Consider the following 26,001-nt stretch of genomic DNA (forward strand, 5'->3'; position numbering starts at 1 on the left):
TAATTAAACAAAGAAATCAAACTATTTGTTTAATAAATCAATATTTAACACTATTTAACACCCATTATTTTTAAGCAATTTTTTTAACTTTCAGTTGCTAGATTATGATAAAAATATTAATCCGTTTAATACTAATTATTTAATTATTTTTGCATCCAAATTTATATCAAGTGTCAAATCATAAAAACGTTAATGCACTCACAGCAGGTGGAGTTTTAGTTAGTTTAGGGATAGTTTTTGGAGATATAGGTACATCACCACTGTATACTTTAAAAGCAATTTTTAAATCGGTAATTGATACTGGACAGGTAATTAATTCTGATTTAGTATTAGGAGCATTATCCTGTATCATTTGGACACTTACCCTTCAAACCACCATAAAGTATGTAATTATAACACTAAGAGCTGACAACAAAGGGGAGGGAGGGATTTTTTCTCTTTACTCTTTAGTTCGTAAAAAGGCAAAATGGTTGGTTATACCTGCAATTATTGGAGGTGCTGCATTATTAGCCGATGGTATGATTACACCAAGTATTACAGTTACATCTGCTATTGAAGGTTTGAAACTTAAATTTCCAACAGTTCCGGTACTACCTATTGTAATTAGTATTATCACTTTGTTATTTATTATTCAGCAATTTGGCACAAACCTGGTTGGTAAGCTTTTTGGTCCTATTATGTTTTTTTGGTTTGCAGCTTTAGGTGTTGCTGGCTTAACCCATGTAATGGACGATCCATCGGTTTTTAAAGCACTAAACCCATACTATGCAATACACTTATTGGTAACTAACCCTAGTGCTTTACTAATTTTAGGTGGGGTTTTTCTTTGTACCACTGGAGCCGAGGCCTTATATAGCGATTTAGGGCACTGCGGCAAAAAGAATATTCGAATTAGCTGGATTTTCGTTAAATTAATGCTGATTTTAAACTATTTAGGGCAAGGTGCATGGGTATTAAGTAACCCAAGCTATAACCCGCATAATGCACTAGAAAATCCATTCTTTAAATTAGTGCCAGATGACTTGGTATTGTATATGGTTATTTTAGCTACAACGGCTGCTGTTATTGCTTCGCAAGCAATGATTTCTGGATCATTTACTTTGATTTCTGAAGCTGTAAGGTTAAATCTTTGGCCAAAAGTGAGAATTAACTATCCAAGTGTTCAAAAAGGACAGCTTTACGTGCCATCAATAAATTGGTTGCTTTGTATTGGCTGTATCATCATTGTTTTGATTTTCAAAAAATCAGACAACATGGAGGGAGCATACGGGTTAGCTATTAATTTAACTTTCTTAATGACAACCGTTTTGATTGCTGTTTACATGTTAAGAAAGAAATTTCCTAAGTATATCATTATCTTATTTATTGTGGTTTATGCAGTAATAGAGATTGCATTTTTAGTAGGTAACATGGCCAAATTTATACACGGTGGTTGGGTTACTTTGTTAATCAGTTGTGCATTATTAAGTGTAATGTGGACTTGGTATAACTCTAGAAAAATTAAAAACCGCTTTGTTAAATATGTAGAAATTGAAGATTACTACACCATTTTAAATGAACTAAGTAACGATGAAAGTGTTCCTAAATTCTCATCTCAATTGGTTTATTTAACTAGTGCAAACTTTAAAACTGAAATAGAATCGAAGATTATTTATTCTATTATCCAAAAAGAACCAAAAAGAGCAGATGTATATTGGCTAGTTCACGTAGATGTAATGGATGAACCTTATACTATGGATTATAAAGTAGAATTCTTAATTCCTGGTAAGTTGATACGTATAGACTTTAAATTAGGTTTTAGAATTGAGCAAAGGGTTAACTTGTTATACCGTAAGGTTGTTGAAGAGTTGGTTAAAAATGGTGAAGTTGATATTACAAGTCAGTATACATCACTAAACAAACATAAAATTACTGGAGATTTCCGTTTTGTGCTTTTAGAAAAACATCTTTCTAAATTCACCAACTTAAGTTTCTATGAGCGTACCATTATGGATTATTATTTTGTACTTAAGCGCTTAAGTTTATCAGAAGTGAGCAGTTTTGGCTTAGATTCTAGTTATGTAGATGTAGAGAAAGTGCCATTGATATTTGTAACACCTGATGATATAGAAATGAACCGACTGTCGGTTTAATGAAATAGAAACCAGTTTTAGGACTGGTTTTTTTATGGAATAAAGTCACAACCTTTAACCTTTCTGTTCAATACTATCCGACCACTTTTGCCAGACCTATTTTCTTCAGCAGATATATCATCAAACCAGAAATACATAAACAGGCTAAAGTAGCAAATGGAATTCCGAATGCTGGTCCCAATACAGCCCCATTGATTCCGGATTTATTTAGATAAAACAGCACTAGGATATGTATAAAGTATATGCCGAAACTGTGTTTATTAATGAACTTTCGAATAGCTTTCCATATAGGATTGGCTAGGTTGATGTGCTTAAAGAACAGAAACAATCCTACTGCAGCGATAATTACGTTAGGAGAAAAGTAAGTGTATAAATCTATCACAAAACGGCCACTAATTAGAGATAGGAAGTAAGTTCCAAAAACGGTAAGTAGTACACCAGTTGCGAAAATAAGCAATGCAATTGCTTTGATGTGTTTTACGTTTTCGAAATTTCTGATAGATAAATAATAACCCAAAACAACATAGCCTATAAAACCAGCAAAGTATTGGAGGTTAAAATCTGGCACATACTTTGAAAATAGAGGCTGAGCAATAATGATGGCAACTATCCAAAGCAATAAAAAATAATGAATCTCTTTTTCTTTAGCGTTTTTAATCCATTTTGATAGGATGGGGATAAACAGATAAATGCCTATGATCATATAAATATACCAAAAATGATAGGTGGTACGATAAGCAAAGGTAGTAGAACCAATGGTTAGCATTTGAAGAAAGGGAAGCTTAAAACCGTTCTTTAATAGATACAAGACATGAATGGAATAGATTGAGATCCAAAATAGGAATGGGAAAATAATGCGTACCACCCTTTTCTTTAAGTAATCATTGAGCTGATAATCTTTTGGAAGTAATAAAGCCCCTGTAATCATCACGAAAATAGGCACGCTAAACCTAACTAAGCTGTCATATACATTTGCTGTCCACCAGTTGAAACCCGAAATTTTGGTGAATTTGTACAAAAATGGTGCTGCTACATGAAGAAATATCACACTTATAGTTGCAATAACCCTTAAATTATCTAACCAAGAAGTATCTTCTTTTAATTTAAAATCGCTCATTATTCGGGCAAAGTTAAATTTTAGATTGGTATATAGATTAAATTATACTCAGATCAATTCGTATTCTATAAGCCTTCTAAAATAAGTTAATTTTACCTTTACAATAGATTCTTTTTCTAAATCGTGAAATTGAAGGGGTCGGAAGTAAATAATTATCAGAAATGGTTTAAATATTATCAGTTTTAGCTTCCCAAATAATCTTATTTTAAGTTTTACAGTACTTACATCTATTTTTTTATATCCTTTTAATCTATCAACCCTCTTAACAAGATAGTTCGAGATTGAAAGAATACATAATGGGAATATAGGTAATAACCACTGGATTACTTGCTTAACATATTCTTCTGTATTTGTAGGAGGGTTTATTGGTTTGTGTCTCCAGCCAGTATAAGGCAAGAAAAATGCCAGCGCAAAATAAAATAAACCGATTAAACTTAAAACTAAATACCAATCATTGCTAAGTCTGAACAAATTAAGTTTTTTGATTTTGCTTTTATCTTGATCAGTAAGTGGTTGTTTCATTAGCTATTTATGCCTTATCAACCTGCTGTCCCAATTTGCTATGTCTATAACCATAAGCGAAATAAACAACTAGACCTACTACCAGCCAAATGCCAAAGCCAATCCAGTTAGAAATGCCAAGCTCACACATCATGTAAAGACAACTCAATAATCCTAAAACAGGTATTAAAGATAGATTTTTAGTTACGCAGTAGTAACAAATAACAATGCAGATGAATAAGAAAATCCACATCGGAATTTTATGTTTAAATAACGACCAACCACTTTCATACTTTTTATCGAATGAGATAGATGATTTAGCCATAAAATCATCATACTGAACAGGGGTTAAATTATTTAAATAAGCCTCAGCATCAATTTGTTTTCCTTGTAAAACTACAGGACTTGTACTAATTTCTTTTTTAACAGTTTCTAATTCTGTAGCACTTAATGAAGTAATAAAGGTTACAGGGTCGTTAATCTTAGTCTCGTTGGTAATAAAAGCTGTTGTTTCGGCTTTATATTGTACAAATGAAAATATAATAACGGCTATAAATACAATCGGAACAATAAACTTAGAATTTACATAAGGAATTCTGAATTTACCACGTTGTACATCAGGTCTATTCTGTAAAACCAATACACCTGCACAAACCAATACAAAAGCAAATAAAGTACCTATAGAACATAAATCTGTAACTATAGTTAAATTCATAAATAGAGACGGAACTGCAACTACAAAACCAACAACTATTGTTGCAAAAGAAGGGGTTTTATATTTAGGGTGTATTTTAGAAAACGATTTTGGTAATAAGCCATCTCTGCTCATACTCATCCAAATACGAGGTTGGCCCATTTGAAAAACCAACAATACACTAGCCATTGCAAATACTGCACTAACCGCAATAATACCGCTCATTAATTTAAGGTCTATAGCATCAAAAACGAATGCTAAAGGGTCCCCAACCGCTAATGTATCAGATTTAACAATTCCAGTTAATACTAAAGCAATAGCAACATACAGAATTGTACAAATGATAATTGCCCACATCATTCCTCTTGGTAAATCACGTTGTGGATTTTTACATTCTTCAGCAGTTGTAGAAATTGCATCAAAACCTATGTAAGCAAAAAATACTGCAGACACACCTTTTAGTACTCCAGATACCCCATTAGGTGCAAACGGATTCCAATTTTTTGTATCGATATAGAAAACCCCTACAGCTAAAACCAATAGGATAACTGCTAATTTTACCACCACCATGGCATTACTTGCATTTCTAGATTCTTTCATTCCACGGTAAACTAACCATGTAATGAAGATGATAATACCTAAAGCAGGTAAATCTGCCACAAGATGAAAACTGCCAATTTTTGGCGCAGTTAACCAAGCGTTATTTGCTAATGCAGTAGCAGAATCTAAGTCAGCCATATTTTTGCCTGCATTTAATAAAGCTTCTGCATGTTTATGCCCATTAAAAGCTGATAAATAATCCATTGTAGCCCAATCTGGGATATTGATACCATCAATCCCTAAAGCTGGTATTCGGATGGAGGAGAGTAATCCTGTAAAGTAATCTGACCAAGAAATAGCTACTGTTATATTGCCTATAGCATATTCCATAATTAAAGACCAACCAATAATCCATGCTACTAATTCGCCAAACGCTACATAAGAATAGGTATACGCACTACCAGAAACAGGTACCATAGATGCAAATTCTGCATAGGCAAATGCCGCAAAACTACAAGCAATAGCAGTAAAAATAAACAAGAAAATTACAGCAGGACCGCCATCTGCACTAGCTTTACCAATAGTACTGAAGATACCGGCTCCAATAATGGCTGCAATACCAAAAGCCGTTAAATCTCTAACACCTAAAGTTTTATGTAATGAATCGCCATGTTCGCCATAGCCTTTTGCAGCGTCTTCTAAAATCTTACTGATTGATTTCTTTCTGAATAGTTTATCGAGCATAAGTCAGTTTAGTTTGTTCAAACATAAAAAAAAACTCTGGTTTTTAAGTCCGAAAATCTAAAAGTCTAAAGATATATAGAAAAACTATTTGACTTGTTTATCTCTTCTTCAGACTTTCACTTCTTTCAGACTTCCGGCTTTTCGGACTATCCCAATTTCTCTAATTCTTCTTTTACAAAACTTGCTAATTCTTTAACGTAGGCCGCACTAAAGTCGAATTTAATGCCTGCAGTTTCGTAAATTTCATTCATAGGTTTAGTATAACCTAATGCTAAAGCAGCTAAATACTGTGCTAATGCTTTTGTTGGATTTTCTTTATAGTTTTTCCAAACGGCAATAGCACCTAATTGAGCAATTGCATATTCTATGTAATAAAAAGGAACTTCGAACAAGTGTAGTTGTTTTTGCCATAAATTGCCAAACTGTTGCTCAAATCCTGTCCAATCTGCAAAACCTGCTCCAAACCGATTATAAATCTGTTTAAATGAAGCTTCTCTGTCGGCTGCATTGTGATTTGGATTGGTATAAACCCAGTGTTGAAACTGATCAATTACTGCAACCCATGGTAAGGTTTTTAATACATCTGCTAATTGTTCTTTTTTAGCACGATTTAAATCTTCCGGATTGTCGAAATAAATTGCCCAATTGTCCATTGAAATTAACTCCATACTCATAGATGCTAATTCTGCAACCTCTGATGGACAATGTTTAAAATCATTTAGTTCTAACCCAGCGGTTAAAAATGTATGAATGGCATGGCCACCTTCATGAACCATTGTGGTTAAGTCTCTTAGTGAGTTTGCCGAATTCATGAATATAAATGGGGCACCTGTTTCTGCTAAAGGATAATTGTAACCACCTGGAGCCTTTCCCATTCTGCTTTCTACATCAAACAGCCCATTTGCTTTCATAATAGCGAGCTTTTCACCTAATGACGGATCAATTGAGTTGAAACAATCAATACTTTTATCAATTAATTCCTGGCCATTGTTAAAAGGTTTTAAAGCAGGCTTTCCAGTGGTACTAACTTCCATATCCCAAGGCTTCAGCTCACTTAAACTTAAAGCTTCTTGTCTTTTTTCTGCTTGTTCTCTTAAAACAGGAACAACTTCCTTTTCAATTGCCTCAGCAAAATCATAACAATCTTTTGGGGTATAATCAAAGCGGCCTAAAGCTTGAAACATATAATCACGATAGTTCTCAAAACCAGCATGTAAGGCAACTTTATGTCGCATTTCTATTAATTCATCAAACAAAATGTTTAACTTATCTTTATCGGCTAACCTGCGCTGTTGAACAGTTTCCCAAGCATTTTGCCTAACACTTCTATCGGTATCTTTTAAAAAGTTTGATGCTTGCTCTAGCGTATATTCTTGTTCGTTAATGGTTACACTCATTGAACCAGTAATGCTCTGGTATTTCTGCTGTTTAACTTGTAACTGTGTAAAAAGCTCAATGTTTTCTTCTCTATATAACTCTAAAGCTTTTTTAACAGCTCTGATGTAAACGAAGTATTTATCTTGGTCAAGTTGGTCTATAAAAGGGCTCTCACTAAATTTTTTATTTAGTTCATTTGCAAGAGGCGATATTTTTGGTTCAATTTCAGTTGCAAAATATTGGAAAGCTGTAACCAAGTCTTCATTGGCCGTATCGCAACTCATCTTAATATATCGCCAAGCAAAATCTTCTTCAAGGGCAGCTTCAAGTTCACTTTTATCTTTTAACCATTGTTCTAATTGGTCAACATTGTTGATTTCTCTTTTCAACAATTCATCTAAAATAGGAGATAGGCTATCCCATTCCATCTTTAAATCTTGAGGAATATAAGTTCTTGGTTTCTTATTTATAATTAAGTTGTTCATATAGATTAGTTAATTGGTGAATTAGATAATTAGCTAATTCAAATTTATCGTGTCCTTAAAAAAGTATCAATTAAAAAACAGGCTGCAAATATTACAGACGCGTACCCGTTTGTTGTCGCAAAAGCCCTGTCTACTTTACTAATGTCGTTTGGTTTAACTAACAAATGCTGATAAGTTAGCATTGCACAGAAAAAGGCAATTCCGATATAATAAACCCAACTAAATTCTGCGAAAAACAAAGGTAGTATTACACACAATGCCGAAAAAACATGCAAAATAACAGATAATCTTAGTGCATTTTTTATCCCAAGTGTTGCAGGAATTGAATGTAATTTTTGCTCACGGTCAAATTTTTCATCTTGTAGAGCATAAATAATATCAAAACCGCTCACCCAAAACAAAACCGCAAATGAGTAAAATAGTGGTACAATATTAAATGCGCCAGTTACTGCAATGTAAGCGCCAATTGGGGCAAGTGCTAATCCTAATCCTAAAACCAAATGACATAAAGCAGTAAAACGTTTGGTATAGCTATAAAATAAAACTACAAATAATGCAATTGGTGATAGGTAAAGACATAAAGTATTGATAAAAGCAGTTGCAATTACAAATAAAACACAGTTTACAATTACAAAAGTCAGCGCTTCAGCAGCAGAAACTTTACCTGCCGGGATATCACGCATCACCGTTCTTGGGTTTTTGGCATCGATATTCCTATCTAAATACCGATTGAATGCCATTGCTGCATTTCTTGCAAAAACCATACAGAGTATAACCAATGCAAATAAATACCAGTTAAATGGATTTTGAGTTGTTGTTACCCCTAAAAAAAAACCGATTAAAGCAAATGGCAATGCAAATACAGAATGCGCAAATAATACAAGTGAAAAATATTTCTTCATTATCTAGATATGAGATTTGAGACTAGTTTTTCTATCTGATTATACTGTGTTGCTGTTTGAATAAAACTGTGGGTCAATCTCTGGTTTTACGAAATCTTCATTTACTTCGTGTATAAACTGTAACACCTTTTCTTTTCCTTGCCCTTTTTCGGCGGAGGTTACAAAGAATGGGGGTACTTCTTCAAACCAACCTAATAATGTTTTATTAAATTTAGCTACATTCTGGTCAGTTTTTGGAGCCGACTGTTTATCTGCCTTTGTATATACTAATGCAAAAGGAATTTGGCATTCACCTAACCAAGAACAAAATTCTAAATCTATCTTTTGAGGTTCCAAGCGGCTATCTATCAATACAAAAACGCACTGCAAATTTTCACGTTTAGTTAGGTAGTTTCTAATGAATTTTTCCCATTTCTCACGGCTACTTTTTGAAACTTTAGCATAACCATATCCAGGTAAATCTACAATATACCACTTTTCATTGATGAGAAAGTGATTGATTAACTGCGTTTTTCCTGGCCTTTGTGATGTTTTCGCTAAGCCCTGCACATTCACTAACATATTGATAAGTGATGATTTGCCAACGTTAGAACGACCAATAAATGCATACTCTGGCATGTCTGGAAGTGGTAATGCAGAAACTTTAGTGTTGCTAACAACAAATGTGGCAGATTTTATGATCATAATACAAAGGTAAGAATAAGTTTGGAGAAGATAGTTCTGCATAAAATCATGCTAAACACATTTTCCATCTTACATTTCACATCTTACATTCATTATGTATCTTTGACCCAACAATTATGAATCAAGAAGTAACTCCTTACGCAGACGAAACCACCAAAAAAGAACAAGTAGCTACTATGTTCAACAACATTTCTGGTACCTACGATTTTTTAAATCACTTCCTTTCTTTAGGTATCGATATCATTTGGCGACGCAAAGCGATAAAAGAATTAAAATCTATTCAACCAAGAATGATCTTAGACGTAGCAACAGGAACGGGAGATTTTGCATTTGAATCTATTGACATCCTACAGCCTGATAAAATAATAGGAGTTGATATTTCCGAAGGCATGTTGGAAGTGGCTAAGAAAAAAATTCACGACCGTAACTTAGGGCATATTTTCTCTGTTCAATTGGGAGATTCTGAAGGATTGAATTTTGAAGACAATACCTTTGATGCAATTACAGTAGCATTTGGTGTTAGAAACTACGAGAACTTAGAAAAGGGTCTTTCAGATATGCTACGCGTATTAAAACCTGAAGGTAAAATAGTGATTTTAGAATTCTCTAAACCTAAAACCTTCCCTATAAAACAAGGATATAATTTCTATTTCCAATATGTAACACCATTCTTTGGTAAATTATTTTCTAAAGATAGTAGAGCTTATACCTACTTGCCCGAATCTGTAGCAGCATTTCCAGATGGGGAGTCTTTCACTAGCTTAATGGAAAAAGTAGGTTATAAAAATACCAAACATCGTCCTTTAACGTTTGGAATAAGTGCTATTTACACAGGTATTAAATGAGAAAAAAAATAACGCTTTTTCTTTTCGTTTTTCTTTTTACTATAGGCTTTGCTAATGCCCAAAATTGGGGTGGGGGCATAGATGATGAGCGCTTTAATTGGGGATTTAGCTTTCAATACATCATTTCGGAATATAAACTTATTAAAACTAAAAATTGGAGGGAGCCTTATTTTGATATGGAACAAGGAAGGTATGTTACTGACCCTTTAACGTCTATTTCTTCTCCAACATCGGCAGGCTTTGGAATTGGATTTGTGATAAATAGTAACCTTACCCCAAATTTAGATATTCGTTTTACTCCCTCACTTGTTTTTAACGACCGACTGCTAAATTACAGTTATGAAGAGCCTGCTATAAATAATCCCGGAGTTTCATTAACGCAAAAGAAAGTGCAGGCTACTATGATTGATCTTCCGGTAGGATTAAAATTAAAATCTGATCGATTAATGAATTTTAGGGCTTACATGCTTGGTGGACTAAAATACTCAATGGATTTAGCATCTGGAAAAAAGACAAATGATGCGGCGGCGGCACCTATAGATAAGCTAGTTAAAAATACAAAAAGCTTTTTGTCTTATGAAGCAGGTATAGGTTTTGATATTTATTTCGAATACTTTAAAATGTCTCCAGAGGTAAAATTATCTTATTCTTTTAATGATGTTTTGAGACACGAAAATAATCCATATTCAAATCCGATAGACAAGGCTAAGCTCAGACATTTTACTTTTAGCTTATTTTTCGAGTAAGCTAACCCATTCAAATTTCATACCTTTGTTAATTAACTATTCAATTAACACATGGCTAAAATTGCATTAATTACTGGTGCAAGCTCAGGTATTGGCGAGGCTTGCGCACATCTTTTTGCTCAACAAGGTTTTAATTTAATCCTTTTAGGAAGAAGAGAGCATTTGCTAGAGAAAATTGCGCATCATTTATCAGATAAATATGCTGTTGAAGTAAAAAAAATACAGGCTGATGTGCGGGATAAAGAAAACATTAACTATGTACTTGAAACCTTACCAGCTATTTGGAAAAATGTTGATGTATTAATAAACAATGCAGGGTTAAGTCAGGGATTAGAGCCAATTGATAAGGGAGATAGTGATGATTGGGACATTATGATTGATACCAATGTAAAAGGACTTTTATATGTTTCGAAAGTAGTATCAAGTTGGATGGTTGCTCAAAAGAAGGGTCATATCATAAACATTGGTTCTATTGCTGGTAAAGAAGTTTATCCTAATGGGAATGTTTATTGTGCTACAAAACATGCTGTAGATGCATTAAATAAAGCGATGCGCATTGATCTGTTGCCTCATGGAATAAGGGTTACAGCTATAAATCCCGGAGCTGTAGAAACAGAATTTTCTATAGTACGTTTTAAAGGAGATGAAAGCAGAGCTAAAAAAGTTTATGATGGTTTTGAACCTTTGATTGCGCAAGATATAGCAGAAGCAATATGGTTTGCAGTAAGTAGACCAGCACATGTAAATATTAATGACATGTTGATTATGCCAACTGCACAAGCCAATGGTAATTTAATAAAGAGAGACTAAAATAAGGTTAAAGGTTGTGGATTGAAGGTTAAAAGTCTGGATGCATAACCAAATACCAATAAAAATAACATTAGTATTACGAATTGAATTAAAACTCATAACCCGTAATCACAATATATAATACAGATATGATAGCTACAACAATAGATCAAGAAATAAAACAAGCCATGTTGGCTAAAGATCAAGCAAAACTTAGAGGTTTAAGAGCAATTAAGGCCGCTTTGTTATTGGCAAGAACAGAAAAAGGCCATACAGAAGAACTGGATGCAGATGCTGAAATGAAAATTCTTCAAAAACTAGTTAAACAACGTAAAGAATCTGCAACTATATATAAAGAGCAGGGCAGAGAAGATTTATATATAGTAGAACAAGAAGAAATTGATGTGATTAGTCAGTTTTTACCCCAACAGTTAGACCAATCTGCTATTGAGGCAGTTGTAGCAAGAATCATTACCGAAACCGGCGCAACATCTATTAAAGAAATGGGTAAAATTATGGGTATTGCTAATAAAGAATTAGCAGGCAAAGCAGATGGAAAATTAATTGGAGAAATTGTAAAAGTGAAGCTAGGATAATAAAAATCATATTTTTTTAGAAAAATATTCATATTAATTACCGTAAATTAATTTTACTCTATTAACTTAGTAGCACATACCAAACAGAAGCATACATTATATGGAATACGAAGTAATTGAAGAAGAGGGTTTTAAGTATATAGAAGCAGGCGAAGGAGAACCACTGGTATTACTTCATGGATTAATGGGCGAGCTAAGTAATTGGAGCCCAGCAATAGATCATTTTAAGAAAAATTATCGTGTAATTGTCCCTATTCTACCTATTTACGATTTGCCTCTGCTTACTTTAGGCGTTAAAAGTTTATCAAAATATGTACACCGCTTTCTAAAATTTAAAAAATTAAATCAAGTTGTTTTAATTGGAAATTCATTAGGTGGTCATGTTGGGTTAGTTTTTACAGCTGCTCATCAACAATTTGTAAAAGCTTTAGTTTTAACAGGAAGTTCAGGTTTGTATGAGAATGCATTCGGTGGGTCTTTTCCAAGAAGAGAGAGTTACGATTATGTAAGAGAGAAAGTAGAATTTACATTTTATGATCCAGCAACTGCAACAAAAGAGTTGGTTGATGAGGTATTTAAATCAGTAAATGATCGCTCTCGTGTAATTCGGATTTTAGCCTTGGCTAAATCTGCAATTCGCCATAATATGGCTAAAGAATTACCTAAAATTACAATCCCTGTATCTTTGATATGGGGTAGACAAGATAAAATTACACCACCTGAAGTTGCTGTAGAGTTTCACGAACTACTTCCAAATTCTGAATTAAATTGGGTGGATCAATGTGGGCATGCACCAATGATGGAAAGACCAGAAGTTTTTAACGAATTTTTGGATAAATTTTTAAATAGAATTTTACTTAAATAATGATAGCAGAAGAACTCATATCAAATGTAATTCCACCGCTAAAAACTTCTGATACTGTACAGAAAGCTTTGGAAAGGATGAGTGAGTTCAAACTTTACCATTTGCCCATTGTAAACGAAACTCAGTTTTTAGGTTTAGTTTCTGAAGATGAGCTTATAGAAATTAGAGAACAAGAAACACCTATTGGTAGTTTATCATTAACTATTTTAAATCCATTTGTTTTTCAGGATGCACATATTTATGATGTAATTAGGTTGTTTAACCTGATGCAATTATCACTTGTACCTGTACTTGATTTGAATAAAAATTATTTAGGGGTGGTTTCTATCAATAATTTATTGGCTTATACTGCTGATACCTACGCAGTAAAAGAACCAGGAGGGATTATCGTTCTAGAAATTAACAATAGAAACAATTCATTGGCACACATGGCTCAAATTGTTGAGGCAGATAACGCTCAAATTTTATCATCTTATGTAAGCTCTTTTCCTGATTCTACAAGGTTAGAGATTACCTTAAAAATAAATAAAACAGAACTTTCAGGCATTATAGCTTCTTTCGAACGCTATAACTATGAGGTTAAAGCTGTTTTTAATAATACGCAAAACGATGATGGTTCAACAGATAGGTTCAATTCCTTCATGAACTATTTAAACGTATAATTCCCGCATGAAAATAGCAATTTACGGAAGAGATTTTAATGATAGTGTTTTACCATTTGTACAACAAGTATTTAACGCATTGTCATTATATAAAATTGAAATAGTAGTTTTTTCTAAGTTTCATAATTTTATAAAAAACAAGGTTACTTTACCTCCAGACACAGCAACCTTTTCTGGTCACCAAGAATTATTAGCTATGGGAGATGTTTTGCTAAGTCTTGGCGGAGATGGAACTTTATTAGATACCCTTTCTTTAGTTAGAGATTCCCAAATTCCGGTTATAGGAATCAATTTTGGTCGTTTAGGCTTTTTAGCAAGTATCAATAAAAATGAAATAGATACTGCAATTGATGCCCTTGTTAAAGGTGAATACTCATTGGATAAAAGAGGAATTCTAAATTTAGAGTCTCAAAATAATCTATTTGGAGATGAAAATTTTGCGTTAAATGACATGACCATTCATAGAAGAGATAACTCAGCTATGATGATCATACATGCCTATATGAATGGAGAATTTGTAAACTCTTATTGGGCAGACGGGCTTATTATAGCTACACCAACAGGTTCTACTGCCTATTCATTAAGCTGCGGTGGGCCAATTATTTTGCCTAATGCACAAAGTTTTGTTATTACCCCAATAGCCCCACATAATTTAAATGTAAGGCCAATTATTGTTCCAGATGACGTAGAATTAACTTTTGAAATTGAAGCAAGAAGTACAAAGTTTTTAGTTTCATGTGATTCGAGAACAGAAACAGTTGATAGATCAGTTAAAATAACAATCAATAAAGCGAAATTTAATGTAAATCTAATTCGCCTTAACAATGAAAGTTACCTTACTACGTTAAGGAATAAATTACTTTGGGGCATAGATACCCGTAACTACTAAAATGCGCTACATTAAATCTGTTCAACTTATACTGATTTCAATATTTTTATCTAGTACAGCGTTTGCACAACAAATTGAACTAGGTATTAATGCTGGCGGAGCGTCTTATCTTGGTGATCTTAACCAATACAATCCAATAAAAATTAGTGGAATATCTGCAGGAGCTTTCATTAAAGTAAATCTAGATCCACATTGGGCGGTTGGTTTACATTATAACTACGGTAAAATTAAAGGTGCAGACTCTCTTTCCAGTTATGCGCAATTTAGAGATCGTAATCTTAGTTTTTATACTCCATTAAATGAAGTAAGTCTATTACTCCAATTTAATTTTTTCGACTTGTATTCCCCGGGAGGAAAAAGACGCTTTTCCCCATATATTTTTGCAGGTATTGGAGCTGTTGTTTTTGAGCCGAAAACAGAATATAAGGATAATGAGTATTTGTTGAGGCTTTACAATACGGAAGGGCAAAGTATGGCGTATAAAAAACATTCATTAACTATTCCTTATGGTGTGGGAATTAAATATAGATATACTGAAAGCTTAACTATTTTTGGGCAGGCTGGTTACAGAAGTCCATTTACAGATTACATAGATGATGTTAGTGGGTTATATGCTAAAAACAACTCTTGGAGTGGCAATAATGCCGAAATTAGCAGAGCACTGGCTGATCGTTCTGGAGAGAAAACAGGGAATTATATAGGTAGTCCCGATACCCAAAGAGGAGATTTTAGAAAAAGAGATAATTACATGTTTGTAGGTATTGGGATATCTTATACCTTTGTGAGCCAAAAATGTTTTACTTTTTAGGGCGCTGACAAAGCAGAAATGGGATTTAAAGAGCAAATAGATATTAATCGATTACCAGAACATATTGCCATAATCATGGATGGCAATGGCAGATGGGCAAAAAACCAAGGAAAATTTAGAGTCTTTGGGCACGAGAGTGGTGTCTTATCTGTAAAAGATATTGTGGAAGGTTGTGTAGATATTGGGATTAAATACCTAACTGTTTACGCGTTTTCTACTGAAAATTGGAACCGCCCAATAGAAGAAGTTAATGCTTTAATGGAGCTTTTGATTTCTACTATAAATGAACAAGCAGAAACACTAAATAAAAATAATGTAAGACTAAATGCCATTGGCGATTTAAAATCATTACCACAGAAATGTATTGATGATTTGGCTAATGTGATGGAGATAACCAGCAAAAATAGTAGATGTACTTTAACATTAGCATTAAGTTACAGTGCAAAATGGGAAATATTAGAAGCTGCTAAGAAAATTGCCCAACAAGTTGAAGAAGGGAAAATGAAATTGAGTGAGATTAATGAAGATGTTTTTGCAGCTCAATTAACCACTACAAATATCCCCGATCCAGAATTAATGATACGTACCAGCGGTGAACATAGGATAAGTAATTTTTTACTTTGGCAAATGGCGTATACTGAATTATATTTTACTGAAACCCTATGGCCAGACTTTAGAAGAGAGGATCTTTTTGAGGCCATAGTAGACTACCAAAAACGCGAACGACGCTTTGGAAAAATTAGTGAACAACTGAACTAATTTTAACTTTAACACTTTTTAACATGTGTTTAAATTAACTTAGCAACGTTTTTTAGATTGTAAATGAAAAGAATATACCAACTTATATTTTTGTTATTGATTGGTTCGCCAGCAATAGCTCAAATCCGTAATCAGCCTACACAGGCAACTCCTTCTTTAAAAGTTAATGGGTTAAACCTTGACTACTTTAGCCCGAAAGAATACATCATTGGAGGTACAACTTTATCTGGCACACAATATCTTGATAAAGAAGTAATTATAACGCTTTCTAAATTATCAAAGGGAGAAAGAATAATTTTACCAGGAGAAGCTACAGCTAATGCAATTAAAAATTTATGGGCTCAAGGATTATTTGACGATATACAATTGTATGTTACAAAAATTAATTTAGATACTGTTTATTTTGATATTCAGGTAGTAGAACGCCCTCGCTTAAGTTCTTTTGAATTTATAGGGATTAGCAAATCTCAAAAAACTGATATTTCTGAAAAATTAGCTGATAAAGCTGGTAAAACCATTATCAATGATAATCTTTATAATACCACAAGAAGTATCATTAATAAGTATTTATTTGAAAAAGGATATTTTTATACTACTATAGACTTCGAATCTAAAAAAGATCCTAATCAAGAGAACAGTGTAATCTTACAAGTTAAAATCAATAAGGGCAAGCGTGTAAAAGTGCATGAAATTACATTTACTGGTAATTCTGCTTTTAAATCTGGTAAACTGAGAAAATATTTGAAAAAAACTAAGCAACAGGCTTTCTATAAGGTTTTTGGTAGTGGTAAGTTCAATAAAGAGAAATACGAAGAAGATAAAATAAAACTCGTTGCTAAAATGCAAGAAAAAGGTTACAGAGATGCAGCCATTTTAAAAGATAGCATTTATAAATACAACGATAAATCTGTTGGTATTAAAATAGACCTTTACGAAGGTCCTAAATATTACTTTGGAGACATTAGTTGGGTTGGTAACGCTAAGTATACAACTGAATATTTAAAGAAAGTATTTGGTATTGAAAAGGGTGAACTTTTTAGTGAAGAAAAATTAGAGAAGAAATTGCGTGGTAGTGCTAACGGAGACGATGTATCTAGCGTTTACTTAAATGATGGATACTTAACTTTCAATATAGATCCTGTACAAACTAAAATCCATAGTGATACAGTTGACCTTGAAATGCGTATTTATGAAGGCCCACAATTCACTAACAATAAAATAACAGTTAAAGGAAATACGATTACGAACGATAAGGTTGTTTTGCGTGAAATTCGTATGAAACCTGGAGAGAAATTTTCGAAAGAATATTTAGTAAGAAGTGTTCGTGAAATAGGGGCTTTAGGTAATTTCGATGAATCTAAAACCAATCCAATTCCAAAACCTAATGCAGACGGTACAGTTGATATTGAATTTAATGTTGAAGAAAAACCTTCTGATCAAATTGAATTATCAGGTGGTTTTGGTGGTGGCCGAGTAATTGGTACTTTAGGATTAACATTTAATAACTTCTCTTTAAAAAATATATTTAATGGTGAAGCTTATAAACCGCTACCTAAAGGAGATGGACAAAAATTAAGCTTACGTGGACAAACTAATGGTAAATATTACCAATCTTATAGTTTCTCGTTCTCTGAGCCTTGGTTAGGTGGTAAAAAACCAGTTAGTTTTGGTTTAAGTGCCTTTACTTCCCTACAATCAAACGGAATAGATGTAGACAATAGCCAATATCAAAAAATACGTTTAAATGGTGTTTCAATTAGTTTAGGAAGAAAATTAAAATGGCCTGATAACTGGTTCTCTTTGGTTCACACAGTGAATTTAAACCAGTACATCTTAAATAACTATCCTGGATATTTATTTAGTACAGGTACTTCTTACAATTTAAACTTAACACAAGAGATTGCTAGAGATTCTAGAAATCATAATATCTTCCCAACTGGTGGAGCATATATAAGATTTACAATTCAAGCAACACCACCATATTCATTGTTAAACAATGTAAATTATGCTACAGCTTCAGATAAGCAACGTTATAAATTTACTGAGTATCACAAATGGAAATTCGAAGCACAATGGTTCCAAAATGTAGTTGGTAAATTAGTATTTAAAGCACAAGCACAATTTGGTTTCTTAGGTAGTTATAACCAAGCAGTTGGTCAATCAGCTTTCGAAAGATTTAAATTAGGTGGTGATGGGATGCAAGGTTTCGACTTCTTACAAGGATCTGAGTTAATCGCAATGCGTGGCTATTCAAATAACTCAGTTATTCCTGTAGGTGCTAATGTAACTACTGCACAAAGCTCAGGAAGTCCTATCTTTAACAAATATGTAATGGAGTTAAGATATCCGGTAATTAGCAGTCAACAAGCAACAGCGTTTATGACGGTTTTTGCTGAGGGTGGTAACACATGGAATAAGTTTAGCGATTTTAATCCGTTTAATGTAAGACGTTCTGTAGGTGTTGGAGCAAAGATATTTTTACCGATATTTGGATTGTTGGGTATAGATTATGGTTATGGGTTTGATAAAATTCCGGGTATTCCAGATGCAAACAAAGGTCAATTCCACTTTAGCATAGCGCAACAATTAGGAGGGTTTAACTAATTAGCATTTACACAAATGAAAAAATATATATTAGCCAGCTTTTTGCTTTTAATCGGATTAGGGGCATCAGCGCAAAAATTTGCTTACGTAGATACTGAGTATATCCTTAAACATTTACCAGACTACAAAGCTGCACAAAGTCAATTAGACGGTTTATCTAAGCAATTTCAAAAACAGGTTGATGATAACTTTTTAGAAATCGACAAAATGTACAAAGCTTACCAAGCAGATCAGGTATTGTTAACAGATGATATGCGTAAGCGTAGAGAAAATGACATTATTGAAAAGGAAAAGAAAGCTAAGGAAATGCAACGTCAAAAGTTTGGCCCTGAGGGAGAGCTTTTTCAAACACGTATTAAGCTATTAAAACCTATTCAAGAAAAGGTTTCGACAGTGATTGGTGAAACGGCAAAAAACAAATTTATTGATTTTGTTTTTGATAAGAGTAGCGAATCTACAATGATGATTTATGCAAGTAGCAATTATGACATCAGTAATGACGTTATAGTTAGATTAGGTTACAAACCTGGTACAATTGTAAAATAGGCAAACAAACACACAATCAATTATAAAACAATTATTAAGTAAAATAGAAAATGAGAAAGTTAATTAACGTATTATTTGTAGCAGCTGGGTTATTACTTACTGCCAATGTTGCAAATGCACAACAAAAGTTAGGTCATTTAAACTCTGATGAGATTTATGCAACTATGCCAGAGGCAAAAGCAGCTCAAGCTAGTTTAGAATCATTGGCTAAAACAAAACAAGGTGAGATTGATAAAATGATCACAGAATATCAAGCTAAACTTAAAGCAGCACAAGACAAAGAAAAAACTTTAAGCGAAGCTAACAAAGAAGTTGTAGGAAAAGAGTTGCAGAATGCACAAGTAGAATTGCAAGACCTTGGTAAGAGAATTGAAGATGCTCGTACTAAAGCTACTACTGATGTTCAAACTGAACAAGGAAGACTTTATCCGCCAATTAACCAGAAACTATCTGCAGCTATGGGTGCAGTAGCTAAAGAAAAAGGTTTAGCTTATGTTTTTGATATTTCAGCTTCATCTGGCTTTAACAATTTAATTTATTTTGATGGTGGTGAAGATATTACTGCTGCTGTTAAAACTAAATTGGGTATTTCTGCAAGTGCAACTCCAGCAAAAACTCCAGTTAAAAAGAACTAATTAAAAATATAATTTTAATTATCTTAGCGGAATAGGTTTCAATACCTATTCCGCTTTTTTGTTATGGACAAATTTTCTATTGGCGTTTTCGATTCTGGCTTTGGAGGCTTAACTGTATTTAAATCAATCGTTCAAAAATTACCACAATACGATTATATCTATTTAGGAGATAATGCTCGCTCACCTTATGGCGATCATTCTTTTGAAACTGTTTACCAATATACTTTAGAATGTGTAGAATGGCTGTTTGATAAGGGTTGTCCTCTAGTGATTTTGGCTTGTAATACAGCCTCTGCGAAAGCTTTAAGAAACATCCAGCAATTAGACTTGCCAAAAAAATATCCAAATCATAGAGTTTTAGGCGTAATAAGACCAACAGCTGAAGTGATAGGTGATTTTACGTATACACAAAATGTAGGAGTGATGGGTACCCGAGGAACAGTAAATTCAAATTCTTACCCAATAGAGATTAATCACTTTTCTCCAGAAGTAAAAGTATATCAGCAAGCATGTCCAATGTGGGTGCCTATTATAGAAAATGGTGAACACTTAAATGATGGGGCAGATTTTTTTGTTAAAGCGTATATTCAAGAACTTTTGCAACAATCTGATGATATAGATTGCATTCTACTCGCTTGTACACATTATCCATTACTAATTCCAAAAATAGAACAATACCTACCCAAAGATATTAAATTGTTAAGTCAAGGAGATATCGTTGCCAATAGCTTGGCAGATTATTTGAAAAGGCACCATGAAATTGAAGCCTACTTAGGTAAAACTGAAACTAGAGAGTTTTACACATCTGGTGATGTAGTTAGTTTTAACAATCATGCTTCAATATTTTTAGGAGAAGAAATAGCGGCAAAAAAGATGAATAACAAATGATTTTTGGCTTTTAAAAATTAACATTTAAATTACTTAATGTGGGAAATCGTTTGATTTCTTTTTAGGTTTTCAATTATTAAAAGGTTAATTTTGCGGCTCAATCATCAATTCAATGAGCGATCAGATCAAGCACGAATGCGGAATTGCCTTTATCCGCCTGTTAAAACCTCTCTCATACTACCAGGAAAAATACGGTACTGCACTTTACGGACTTAACAAATTGTATTTGTTAATGGAAAAACAGCATAATCGTGGTCAGGATGGAGCTGGTATTGCAACCATAAAATTAGACATGAAACCTGGTAGTCGCTACATTAGTCGCTACCGTTCTATGGCTCAAAATGCGGTTGCCGATATTTTTGGATATGTGCAAAATAAATTTGTAGATATTCAGAATGAAACGCCAGAGTTGATGAAAGATACAGAATGGCTAAAACAAAATGTAAGCTTTATAGGCGAAGTTTTATTAGGTCATTTACGTTACGGAACGCACGGTAAAAACAGTATTGAAAATTGCCACCCTTTCTTGCGCCAAAATAACTGGATGACTAGAAACTTGGTAATTGCGGGTAACTTCAATATGACTAATGTTGATGAACTTTTAGAGCAACTTTACGAACTAGGACAGCATCCAAAAGAAAAAGCAGATACCGTTACGGTCCTAGAGAAAATCGGTCATTTCCTTGATGATGAAAATCAAGAGTTATTTGATGATTATAAAAAGGAAGGCCTGAATAACGTAGATATTACCCATAAAATATCCGAAAACTTAAATATCGCAAATATACTTCGTCGCTCTGCAAAAGATTGGGATGGTGGTTATACCATTTCTGGTATTGTAGGTAATGGTGATGCTTTTGTTTTAAGAGATCCATCTGGTATTCGCCCTGCCTTTTATTATGCAGACGATGAGATTGTTGTGGCAGCATCAGAAAGACCTGCTATCCAAACAGCTTTTAATGTTCAAATTAAACAGGTTAAAGAGATTGAGCCCGGACATGCATTAATTGTTAAAAAGGATGGAACAGTTACTCAAGAAATGTATCGTGAGCCTGCAGAAAAAAGAGCTTGTTCATTTGAAAGAATTTATTTCTCTAGAGGTAGTGATGCTGATATTTATAAAGAACGTAAACAATTAGGTCATTTATTAATTCCTCAAGTTTTAGATGCTGTTAAAAAAGACCTGAAAAATACAGTTTTCTCGTTCATTCCGAATACAGCCGAAGTTTCCTTTTATGGCATGGTAGAGGGCCTACATAACCATGTTAGAGAGGTTCAGAAAGATACTTTGCTAAATCGTAAGGAAAAGCTAAATGATGAAGAATTGAACGAACTTTTATCAATGTCGCCAAGAGTAGAAAAACTGGCCATTAAAGATGTTAAACTTCGTACTTTTATTACACAAGATGCAGATAGGGGAGAAATGGTTGCCCATGTATACGATACAACATACGGAGTAATTAAAAATCATACTGATACTTTGGTAGCTGTAGATGATTCTATTGTTCGTGGTACAACATTAAAACAAAGTATCATTAAGATCATTGATAGGCTGCACCCTAAAAAGATTATCATTGTTTCTTCAGCACCTCAAATTCGTTATCCAGATTGCTACGGTATTGACATGTCTAAGATGGGCCAGTTTGTAGCTTTCGATGCAGCAATTCAATTGCTTAAAGAACGCGGAATGGAAAGTGTTATTGAAGATGTGTATCAAAAATGTAAGGCATCTTTATTATTGCCGAAGGAGCAAATTATAAATTATGTTAAAGATATTTATAGGCCTTTTAAACAACAGGAGATTTCTGATAAAATTGCTAAGATCATAACCCCAAAAGGAACTATTGCAGAGGTTGAGGTAATTTATCAAACCCTTGATAACTTGCACATAGCTTGCCCTGACCATAAAGGCGATTGGTATTTCTCTGGTAATTATCCAACACCAGGTGGCAATAAAGTTGTAAATAAAGCTTTTGTTAACTGGAAAGAAGGAAACAACCAAAGAGCATATTAGAAGAATCTGATAGTTGAAATAAATAAGGGGCGAAAATGGAAGTTTTCGCCCCTTATGTTTATTCAGCCCTGCTTTTCATTGCAAGTCCTCGCTGCGCTGTGGGCTTTCCATTTCAATCAGGTTTATTTTTCAAAGCTTCTGCTAATTACGAACTGCTAATCTCAAAAAAAACATTGCAGTCGTTTATTTGTTTTACCTATTAAATAAAATGATTATGAAAAAGATTTTTTTAGGTGTACTAGTGTGTTTAGGTTTGGCTTGTTCAGAAGCTAAACAAGATAAAGTGGAAAATGCAATTGCTAAAACAAGTGATAGCTTAAATTCTAAGCTAAACAAGTTGAATGATACGCTTAATAAAGTTAAAGATGATGTAGCTAATAAAATTCCGAAGGTTAAAATAGAAATTGAACGTAGTATCCCAATTAGTTTGCAGTGGATCAGTTTTGAAAATCAAGGTAAAGCTACTTTAAGCAAAGAAAATGATGGATGGTTTACTATTAAAGGCGAACAGACCAATACTAATAATGAGTTTTTAAAGATCAATGGTAAAATTAAAAGAGTAGATCAGCAAACCATTTCTTTTGAAGGAACAATCATAACCTACATTAAAACTAATAATGGTGGAGCTCCGTGTGAGAAGACTGGTAAACAAGTTTTTTCAAAAAAAGGAGAGAGAAGATATTATAGGTTGCAAAATATGGAAAATTGTGCAGGTGGACGCTTGCTAGACTATGTAGATTTATATGATTTAGATAATAAATTATAGTATTTAGGCATAAAACTGGTGGTAGGTTTTATACATCAACCACAAAGCAAAAGCGATAATAATTATCCCTGCAATCTTATTCAATTTTCTTAAAGTATCTTCTTTTATCCGGTAACGTAATTTGCTAGAATAGTAACTTTTTAAACTATCAATAGCGAGCTGTGTTGCCATTGCAATAAAAAAGCAAAATAGCTTTTCATTCAATCTATTATTCAATTTTACAGAAATAATTCCACTTACAATTATCCAGAACATTAAGGTTGATGGTGTTAAAATGCACATCAAAAACCCTTTTAAAAAATAGCCACGTTTGCTAATTTTTATCATCGTATTGTTTTCATAGTTGATAGAAACTTTAGAAACCAGATAGTAAATTCCTACGGCGAGCAAAAAGATGCCTCCAAACAAACCAACATATTTGTCAAAACTATCTTGGTAGGCTAAAAATTGACTCCCAAAAAGAACAAGTCCAATTAGAATAACATCACTAATTATCACGCCAATTGCAAGTGAAAAGCCAGCCATGAAACCCTTTTCAATACTGGTCTTAATCATTGCGAAAAAAACAGGACCTGTTAAGAATGAGGAAATTAGCCCTGCACCCATACCTAATAATATCGCTTCAAACATTAACCTATCATCATAATTTATGCTAATATGCAATTTTTAAAGCTAAAATCTATTCATTTTTTCACTTAGTTTGTAAGCGATATATAGCTATTAAGTGTAAAATACACGTCTTTATAACGTTTATAAAATTTTTGATTAGTGTAAAAAATACACTTCATAAACAATAAATTTTATTTATGTTTAGCCAACCAAAATTTAATTTTAAACTTAAACTCTGATCCAAGTATGGAACAAAATTCAAAAACCAATTGGGGGCAGTTCATACCCTTAGTAACTGTTTTCTTCTTTTGGGGCTTCGTAGCCGCTAGTAATGATATATTAATACCAGTGTTTAAATCTGCTTTTAATTTGTCTCAAAGCGAAAGCCAATTGGTATCATTAGCCTTTTATATTGCATACACTGTTGGTTCGTTAATATATGTGGGTATATCTGCATTAATGAAAACAGATTTAATTAACAAAATTGGTTATAAGAACAGTTTAGCCTTGGGCCTAACTATTTCGGCAGTTGGTACTTTATTATTTTATCCAGCAGCAAATACAGGGTCGTTTCCGCTAATGCTTTCTGGGTTATTTATTGTGGCATTAGGGTTTTCATTACAGCAAACGGTCGCAAATCCTTTAGCAATTGCTTTAGGGCCAATTAAAACGGGCTCTCAACGATTGACCCTAGCAGGTGGAATAAATAATTTTGGAACTACAATTGGGCCCCTTATTGTAAGCTTTGCAATTTTCGGATCAGCTTCAAGTGGTAATACGAACATTAGTATTGAAAGTGTTAAAATCCCCTATTTAATTTTAGGAGCAGCATTTTTATTGGTAGCAGTATTTTTAAAAATGTCTTCATTACCTGATAAGCCAGCTTTAAGTGAAGCAGTAATTGAGGATGGCTCGTTAAAAGGTTCGGCTTTGAAATATCCGCAATTGGTTTTAGGGATGATTGCAATTTTTGTATATGTAGGTGTTGAAGTTTCTACAGCTAGTAATTTGCCAGCATATATGGAAGAAGATTTAGGATTTGCAATTAAAGATGTTGCTCCATATATCTCCTTGTATTGGGCAAGTATGATGATTGGTCGTTGGACTGGTGCGGTTGAAGCGTTTACAGATAAAATTAGCTTACAAAAAGTATTGAGATTTATTGCTCCTTATTTGGCATTTGGCATTTTCTTATTGGTAAATGCTATTGCTGAACATGATTTGGCTCCATTCTATGTATATGCATTAATTATTCTTATATTAATCATTGCAGATATGGCTAGTAAAGGAAATCCAGCAAGAATGCTTTTCATATTCTCTGGTGTTGGAATTTTGGCTTTATTAGTTGGTATGTTTACTACAGGAATGGTAAGTGTTTATGCATTTACTAGTGTTGGTTTATTTTGTAGTACATTATGGCCTTGTATTTTTACTTTGGCAGTAAGCGGTTTAGGTAAACATACAAGCCAAGGTAGTAGCTATTTAATTATGATGATTATGGGCGGTGGTCTTATCAGCTGGCTTCAAGGCTATGTTTCAAACTATACAGGTATTCAGTATAGTTATGTTATAGGTATTTTATGTTTCGCATATTTAGCGTTTTATGCATTAAGAGCCAGTAGTATATTAAAGTCGCAAGGGATTAACTTTGATGAAAAAATTTCAGGCGGACACTAAAAAACCGAAATATATTTTATTTAAAGAGTCCCGATTTATATCGGGGCTCTTTTTTTTGCCCTTAATCAAACGTTTGCGCAGTTTTTAATTTTTAAATGCCTTCTATTTTTACTTATGTTAGATAAAA

Annotated in this window: 24 protein-coding genes; 17 read left to right on the forward strand and 7 right to left on the reverse strand. The window is 33.4% G+C overall.

The genetic code is table 11. The annotated features are described in order from the left end of the window. Positions 1–170: 170 nt before the first annotated feature. The gene (locus FA048_RS18290) at positions 171–2,132 is read left to right on the forward strand and encodes a KUP/HAK/KT family potassium transporter (RefSeq protein ID WP_136843815.1); all 1,962 of its coding nucleotides are present in this window, start codon (positions 171–173) and stop codon (positions 2,130–2,132) included. A gap of 73 nt (positions 2,133–2,205) precedes the next feature. On the opposite strand, the gene FA048_RS18295 is transcribed toward FA048_RS18290, so the two are convergent. The 6 genes from FA048_RS18295 to yihA all read right to left on the reverse strand — a co-directional run bounded on the left by FA048_RS18295 (position 2,206) and on the right by yihA (position 9,176). After that, positions 2,206–3,249 carry an acyltransferase gene (locus tag FA048_RS18295; protein WP_136843817.1) on the reverse strand — a complete coding sequence of 348 codons (1,044 nt, stop codon included), beginning with the start codon at positions 3,247–3,249 and terminating at the stop codon, positions 2,206–2,208. Between the two features lie 48 nt (positions 3,250–3,297). Further along, positions 3,298–3,771, reverse strand: coding sequence for a hypothetical protein (locus tag FA048_RS18300; protein WP_136843819.1), 474 nt, complete (start codon positions 3,769–3,771; stop codon positions 3,298–3,300). A 7-nt stretch (positions 3,772–3,778) separates the two neighbouring features. Continuing rightward, positions 3,779–5,728 carry an amino acid permease gene (locus FA048_RS18305; RefSeq protein WP_136843821.1) on the reverse strand — a complete coding sequence of 650 codons (1,950 nt, stop codon included), beginning with the start codon at positions 5,726–5,728 and terminating at the stop codon, positions 3,779–3,781. A gap of 146 nt (positions 5,729–5,874) precedes the next feature. After that, a complete protein-coding gene (locus FA048_RS18310) occupies positions 5,875–7,590 on the reverse strand; it encodes a M3 family oligoendopeptidase (RefSeq protein WP_136843823.1) in 1,716 nt (571 codons plus the stop codon). Positions 7,591–7,634: 44 nt separating this feature from the next. After that, entirely contained in the window at positions 7,635–8,492 is an 858-nt protein-coding gene (locus FA048_RS18315) for a UbiA-like polyprenyltransferase (RefSeq protein WP_136843825.1), read from the reverse strand. A 39-nt stretch (positions 8,493–8,531) separates the two neighbouring features. Beyond that, entirely contained in the window at positions 8,532–9,176 is a 645-nt protein-coding gene (gene yihA, locus FA048_RS18320; RefSeq protein WP_136843827.1) for a ribosome biogenesis GTP-binding protein YihA/YsxC, read from the reverse strand. Positions 9,177–9,292: 116 nt separating this feature from the next. Between yihA and ubiE the strand changes: the two genes are divergently transcribed. The 15 genes from ubiE (at position 9,293) to FA048_RS18395 (ending at position 23,588) form a co-directional block, all read left to right on the forward strand. After that, complete coding sequence (gene ubiE, locus FA048_RS18325) at positions 9,293–10,021, forward strand: bifunctional demethylmenaquinone methyltransferase/2-methoxy-6-polyprenyl-1,4-benzoquinol methylase UbiE (RefSeq protein WP_136843829.1); 729 nt, start codon at positions 9,293–9,295, stop codon at positions 10,019–10,021. Continuing rightward, positions 10,018–10,767: a type IX secretion/gliding motility protein PorT/SprT gene (gene porT, locus FA048_RS18330; protein WP_136843831.1), complete on the forward strand. Its 750-nt coding sequence runs from the start codon at positions 10,018–10,020 to the stop codon at positions 10,765–10,767. The genes ubiE and porT overlap by 4 nt, the downstream gene beginning before the upstream one ends. Positions 10,768–10,818: 51 nt before the next feature. Next, a complete protein-coding gene (locus tag FA048_RS18335; RefSeq protein ID WP_136843833.1) occupies positions 10,819–11,577 on the forward strand; it encodes an SDR family NAD(P)-dependent oxidoreductase in 759 nt (252 codons plus the stop codon). A gap of 128 nt (positions 11,578–11,705) precedes the next feature. Continuing rightward, positions 11,706–12,152, forward strand: coding sequence for a GatB/YqeY domain-containing protein (locus FA048_RS18340; RefSeq protein WP_136843835.1), 447 nt, complete (start codon positions 11,706–11,708; stop codon positions 12,150–12,152). A gap of 100 nt (positions 12,153–12,252) precedes the next feature. After that, the gene (locus tag FA048_RS18345) at positions 12,253–13,017 is read left to right on the forward strand and encodes an alpha/beta fold hydrolase (RefSeq protein ID WP_136843837.1); all 765 of its coding nucleotides are present in this window, start codon (positions 12,253–12,255) and stop codon (positions 13,015–13,017) included. Then, positions 13,017–13,679 carry a CBS domain-containing protein gene (locus FA048_RS18350; protein ID WP_136843839.1) on the forward strand — a complete coding sequence of 221 codons (663 nt, stop codon included), beginning with the start codon at positions 13,017–13,019 and terminating at the stop codon, positions 13,677–13,679. The genes FA048_RS18345 and FA048_RS18350 overlap by 1 nt, the downstream gene beginning before the upstream one ends. Before the next feature lie 7 nt (positions 13,680–13,686). Further along, the gene (locus FA048_RS18355; RefSeq protein ID WP_136843841.1) at positions 13,687–14,568 is read left to right on the forward strand and encodes an NAD kinase; all 882 of its coding nucleotides are present in this window, start codon (positions 13,687–13,689) and stop codon (positions 14,566–14,568) included. A gap of 1 nt (position 14,569) precedes the next feature. Beyond that, positions 14,570–15,376 carry a type IX secretion system protein PorG gene (porG, locus tag FA048_RS18360; protein WP_136843843.1) on the forward strand — a complete coding sequence of 269 codons (807 nt, stop codon included), beginning with the start codon at positions 14,570–14,572 and terminating at the stop codon, positions 15,374–15,376. Between the two features lie 18 nt (positions 15,377–15,394). Then, the gene (locus tag FA048_RS18365) at positions 15,395–16,135 is read left to right on the forward strand and encodes an isoprenyl transferase (protein WP_136843845.1); all 741 of its coding nucleotides are present in this window, start codon (positions 15,395–15,397) and stop codon (positions 16,133–16,135) included. Between the two features lie 63 nt (positions 16,136–16,198). Further along, positions 16,199–18,739: an outer membrane protein assembly factor BamA gene (gene bamA, locus FA048_RS18370; RefSeq protein ID WP_136843847.1), complete on the forward strand. Its 2,541-nt coding sequence runs from the start codon at positions 16,199–16,201 to the stop codon at positions 18,737–18,739. 15 nt (positions 18,740–18,754) lie between these two features. Next, a complete protein-coding gene (locus tag FA048_RS18375) occupies positions 18,755–19,285 on the forward strand; it encodes an OmpH family outer membrane protein (RefSeq protein ID WP_136843849.1) in 531 nt (176 codons plus the stop codon). Positions 19,286–19,335: 50 nt separating this feature from the next. After that, on the forward strand, positions 19,336–19,920 hold the full coding sequence (locus FA048_RS18380; RefSeq protein WP_136843850.1) for an OmpH family outer membrane protein: 585 nt from the start codon (positions 19,336–19,338) through the stop codon (positions 19,918–19,920). A gap of 63 nt (positions 19,921–19,983) precedes the next feature. Beyond that, positions 19,984–20,808, forward strand: coding sequence for a glutamate racemase (gene murI / locus FA048_RS18385; RefSeq protein ID WP_136843852.1), 825 nt, complete (start codon positions 19,984–19,986; stop codon positions 20,806–20,808). A 112-nt stretch (positions 20,809–20,920) separates the two neighbouring features. Beyond that, positions 20,921–22,822, forward strand: a complete 1,902-nt coding sequence (locus FA048_RS18390) for an amidophosphoribosyltransferase (protein ID WP_136843855.1) — start codon at positions 20,921–20,923, stop codon at positions 22,820–22,822. A gap of 214 nt (positions 22,823–23,036) precedes the next feature. Continuing rightward, a complete protein-coding gene (locus FA048_RS18395) occupies positions 23,037–23,588 on the forward strand; it encodes a hypothetical protein (protein WP_136843857.1) in 552 nt (183 codons plus the stop codon). A gap of 3 nt (positions 23,589–23,591) precedes the next feature. Here the strand turns inward: FA048_RS18395 and FA048_RS18400 are convergent, their stop codons facing one another. Then, positions 23,592–24,251, reverse strand: a complete 660-nt coding sequence (locus FA048_RS18400; protein WP_225872579.1) for a LysE family translocator — start codon at positions 24,249–24,251, stop codon at positions 23,592–23,594. A gap of 192 nt (positions 24,252–24,443) precedes the next feature. Between FA048_RS18400 and FA048_RS18405 the strand changes: the two genes are divergently transcribed. Beyond that, positions 24,444–25,874 (forward strand): sugar MFS transporter, encoded by a 1,431-nt coding sequence (locus FA048_RS18405; RefSeq protein WP_136843859.1) that lies wholly within the window; start codon positions 24,444–24,446, stop codon positions 25,872–25,874. The last annotated feature ends 127 nt before the right edge of the window (positions 25,875–26,001 follow it).

Source organism: Pedobacter polaris (assembly GCF_005116505.1).
Classification (GTDB): Bacteria; Bacteroidota; Bacteroidia; order Sphingobacteriales; family Sphingobacteriaceae; genus Pedobacter; species Pedobacter polaris.

Bases quoted from the DNA above. Each gene is read 5' to 3' on its own strand.
- FA048_RS18295 (WP_136843817.1), bottom strand. From the start codon at position 3,249: ATGAGCGATTTTAAATTAAAAGAAGATACTTCTTGGTTAGATAATTTA.
- FA048_RS18300 (WP_136843819.1), bottom strand. From the start codon at position 3,771: ATGAAACAACCACTTACTGATCAAGATAAAAGCAAAATCAAAAAACTT.
- FA048_RS18305 (WP_136843821.1), bottom strand. From the start codon at position 5,728: ATGCTCGATAAACTATTCAGAAAGAAATCAATCAGTAAGATTTTAGAA.
- FA048_RS18310 (WP_136843823.1), bottom strand. From the start codon at position 7,590: ATGAACAACTTAATTATAAATAAGAAACCAAGAACTTATATTCCTCAA.
- FA048_RS18315 (WP_136843825.1), bottom strand. From the start codon at position 8,492: ATGAAGAAATATTTTTCACTTGTATTATTTGCGCATTCTGTATTTGCA.
- yihA (WP_136843827.1), bottom strand. From the start codon at position 9,176: ATGATCATAAAATCTGCCACATTTGTTGTTAGCAACACTAAAGTTTCT.
- ubiE (WP_136843829.1), top strand. From the start codon at position 9,293: ATGAATCAAGAAGTAACTCCTTACGCAGACGAAACCACCAAAAAAGAA.
- porT (WP_136843831.1), top strand. From the start codon at position 10,018: ATGAGAAAAAAAATAACGCTTTTTCTTTTCGTTTTTCTTTTTACTATA.
- FA048_RS18335 (WP_136843833.1), top strand. From the start codon at position 10,819: ATGGCTAAAATTGCATTAATTACTGGTGCAAGCTCAGGTATTGGCGAG.
- FA048_RS18340 (WP_136843835.1), top strand. From the start codon at position 11,706: ATGATAGCTACAACAATAGATCAAGAAATAAAACAAGCCATGTTGGCT.
- FA048_RS18345 (WP_136843837.1), top strand. From the start codon at position 12,253: ATGGAATACGAAGTAATTGAAGAAGAGGGTTTTAAGTATATAGAAGCA.
- FA048_RS18350 (WP_136843839.1), top strand. From the start codon at position 13,017: ATGATAGCAGAAGAACTCATATCAAATGTAATTCCACCGCTAAAAACT.
- FA048_RS18355 (WP_136843841.1), top strand. From the start codon at position 13,687: ATGAAAATAGCAATTTACGGAAGAGATTTTAATGATAGTGTTTTACCA.
- porG (WP_136843843.1), top strand. From the start codon at position 14,570: ATGCGCTACATTAAATCTGTTCAACTTATACTGATTTCAATATTTTTA.
- FA048_RS18365 (WP_136843845.1), top strand. From the start codon at position 15,395: ATGGGATTTAAAGAGCAAATAGATATTAATCGATTACCAGAACATATT.
- bamA (WP_136843847.1), top strand. From the start codon at position 16,199: ATGAAAAGAATATACCAACTTATATTTTTGTTATTGATTGGTTCGCCA.
- FA048_RS18375 (WP_136843849.1), top strand. From the start codon at position 18,755: ATGAAAAAATATATATTAGCCAGCTTTTTGCTTTTAATCGGATTAGGG.
- FA048_RS18380 (WP_136843850.1), top strand. From the start codon at position 19,336: ATGAGAAAGTTAATTAACGTATTATTTGTAGCAGCTGGGTTATTACTT.
- murI (WP_136843852.1), top strand. From the start codon at position 19,984: ATGGACAAATTTTCTATTGGCGTTTTCGATTCTGGCTTTGGAGGCTTA.
- FA048_RS18390 (WP_136843855.1), top strand. From the start codon at position 20,921: ATGAGCGATCAGATCAAGCACGAATGCGGAATTGCCTTTATCCGCCTG.
- FA048_RS18395 (WP_136843857.1), top strand. From the start codon at position 23,037: ATGAAAAAGATTTTTTTAGGTGTACTAGTGTGTTTAGGTTTGGCTTGT.
- FA048_RS18405 (WP_136843859.1), top strand. From the start codon at position 24,444: ATGGAACAAAATTCAAAAACCAATTGGGGGCAGTTCATACCCTTAGTA.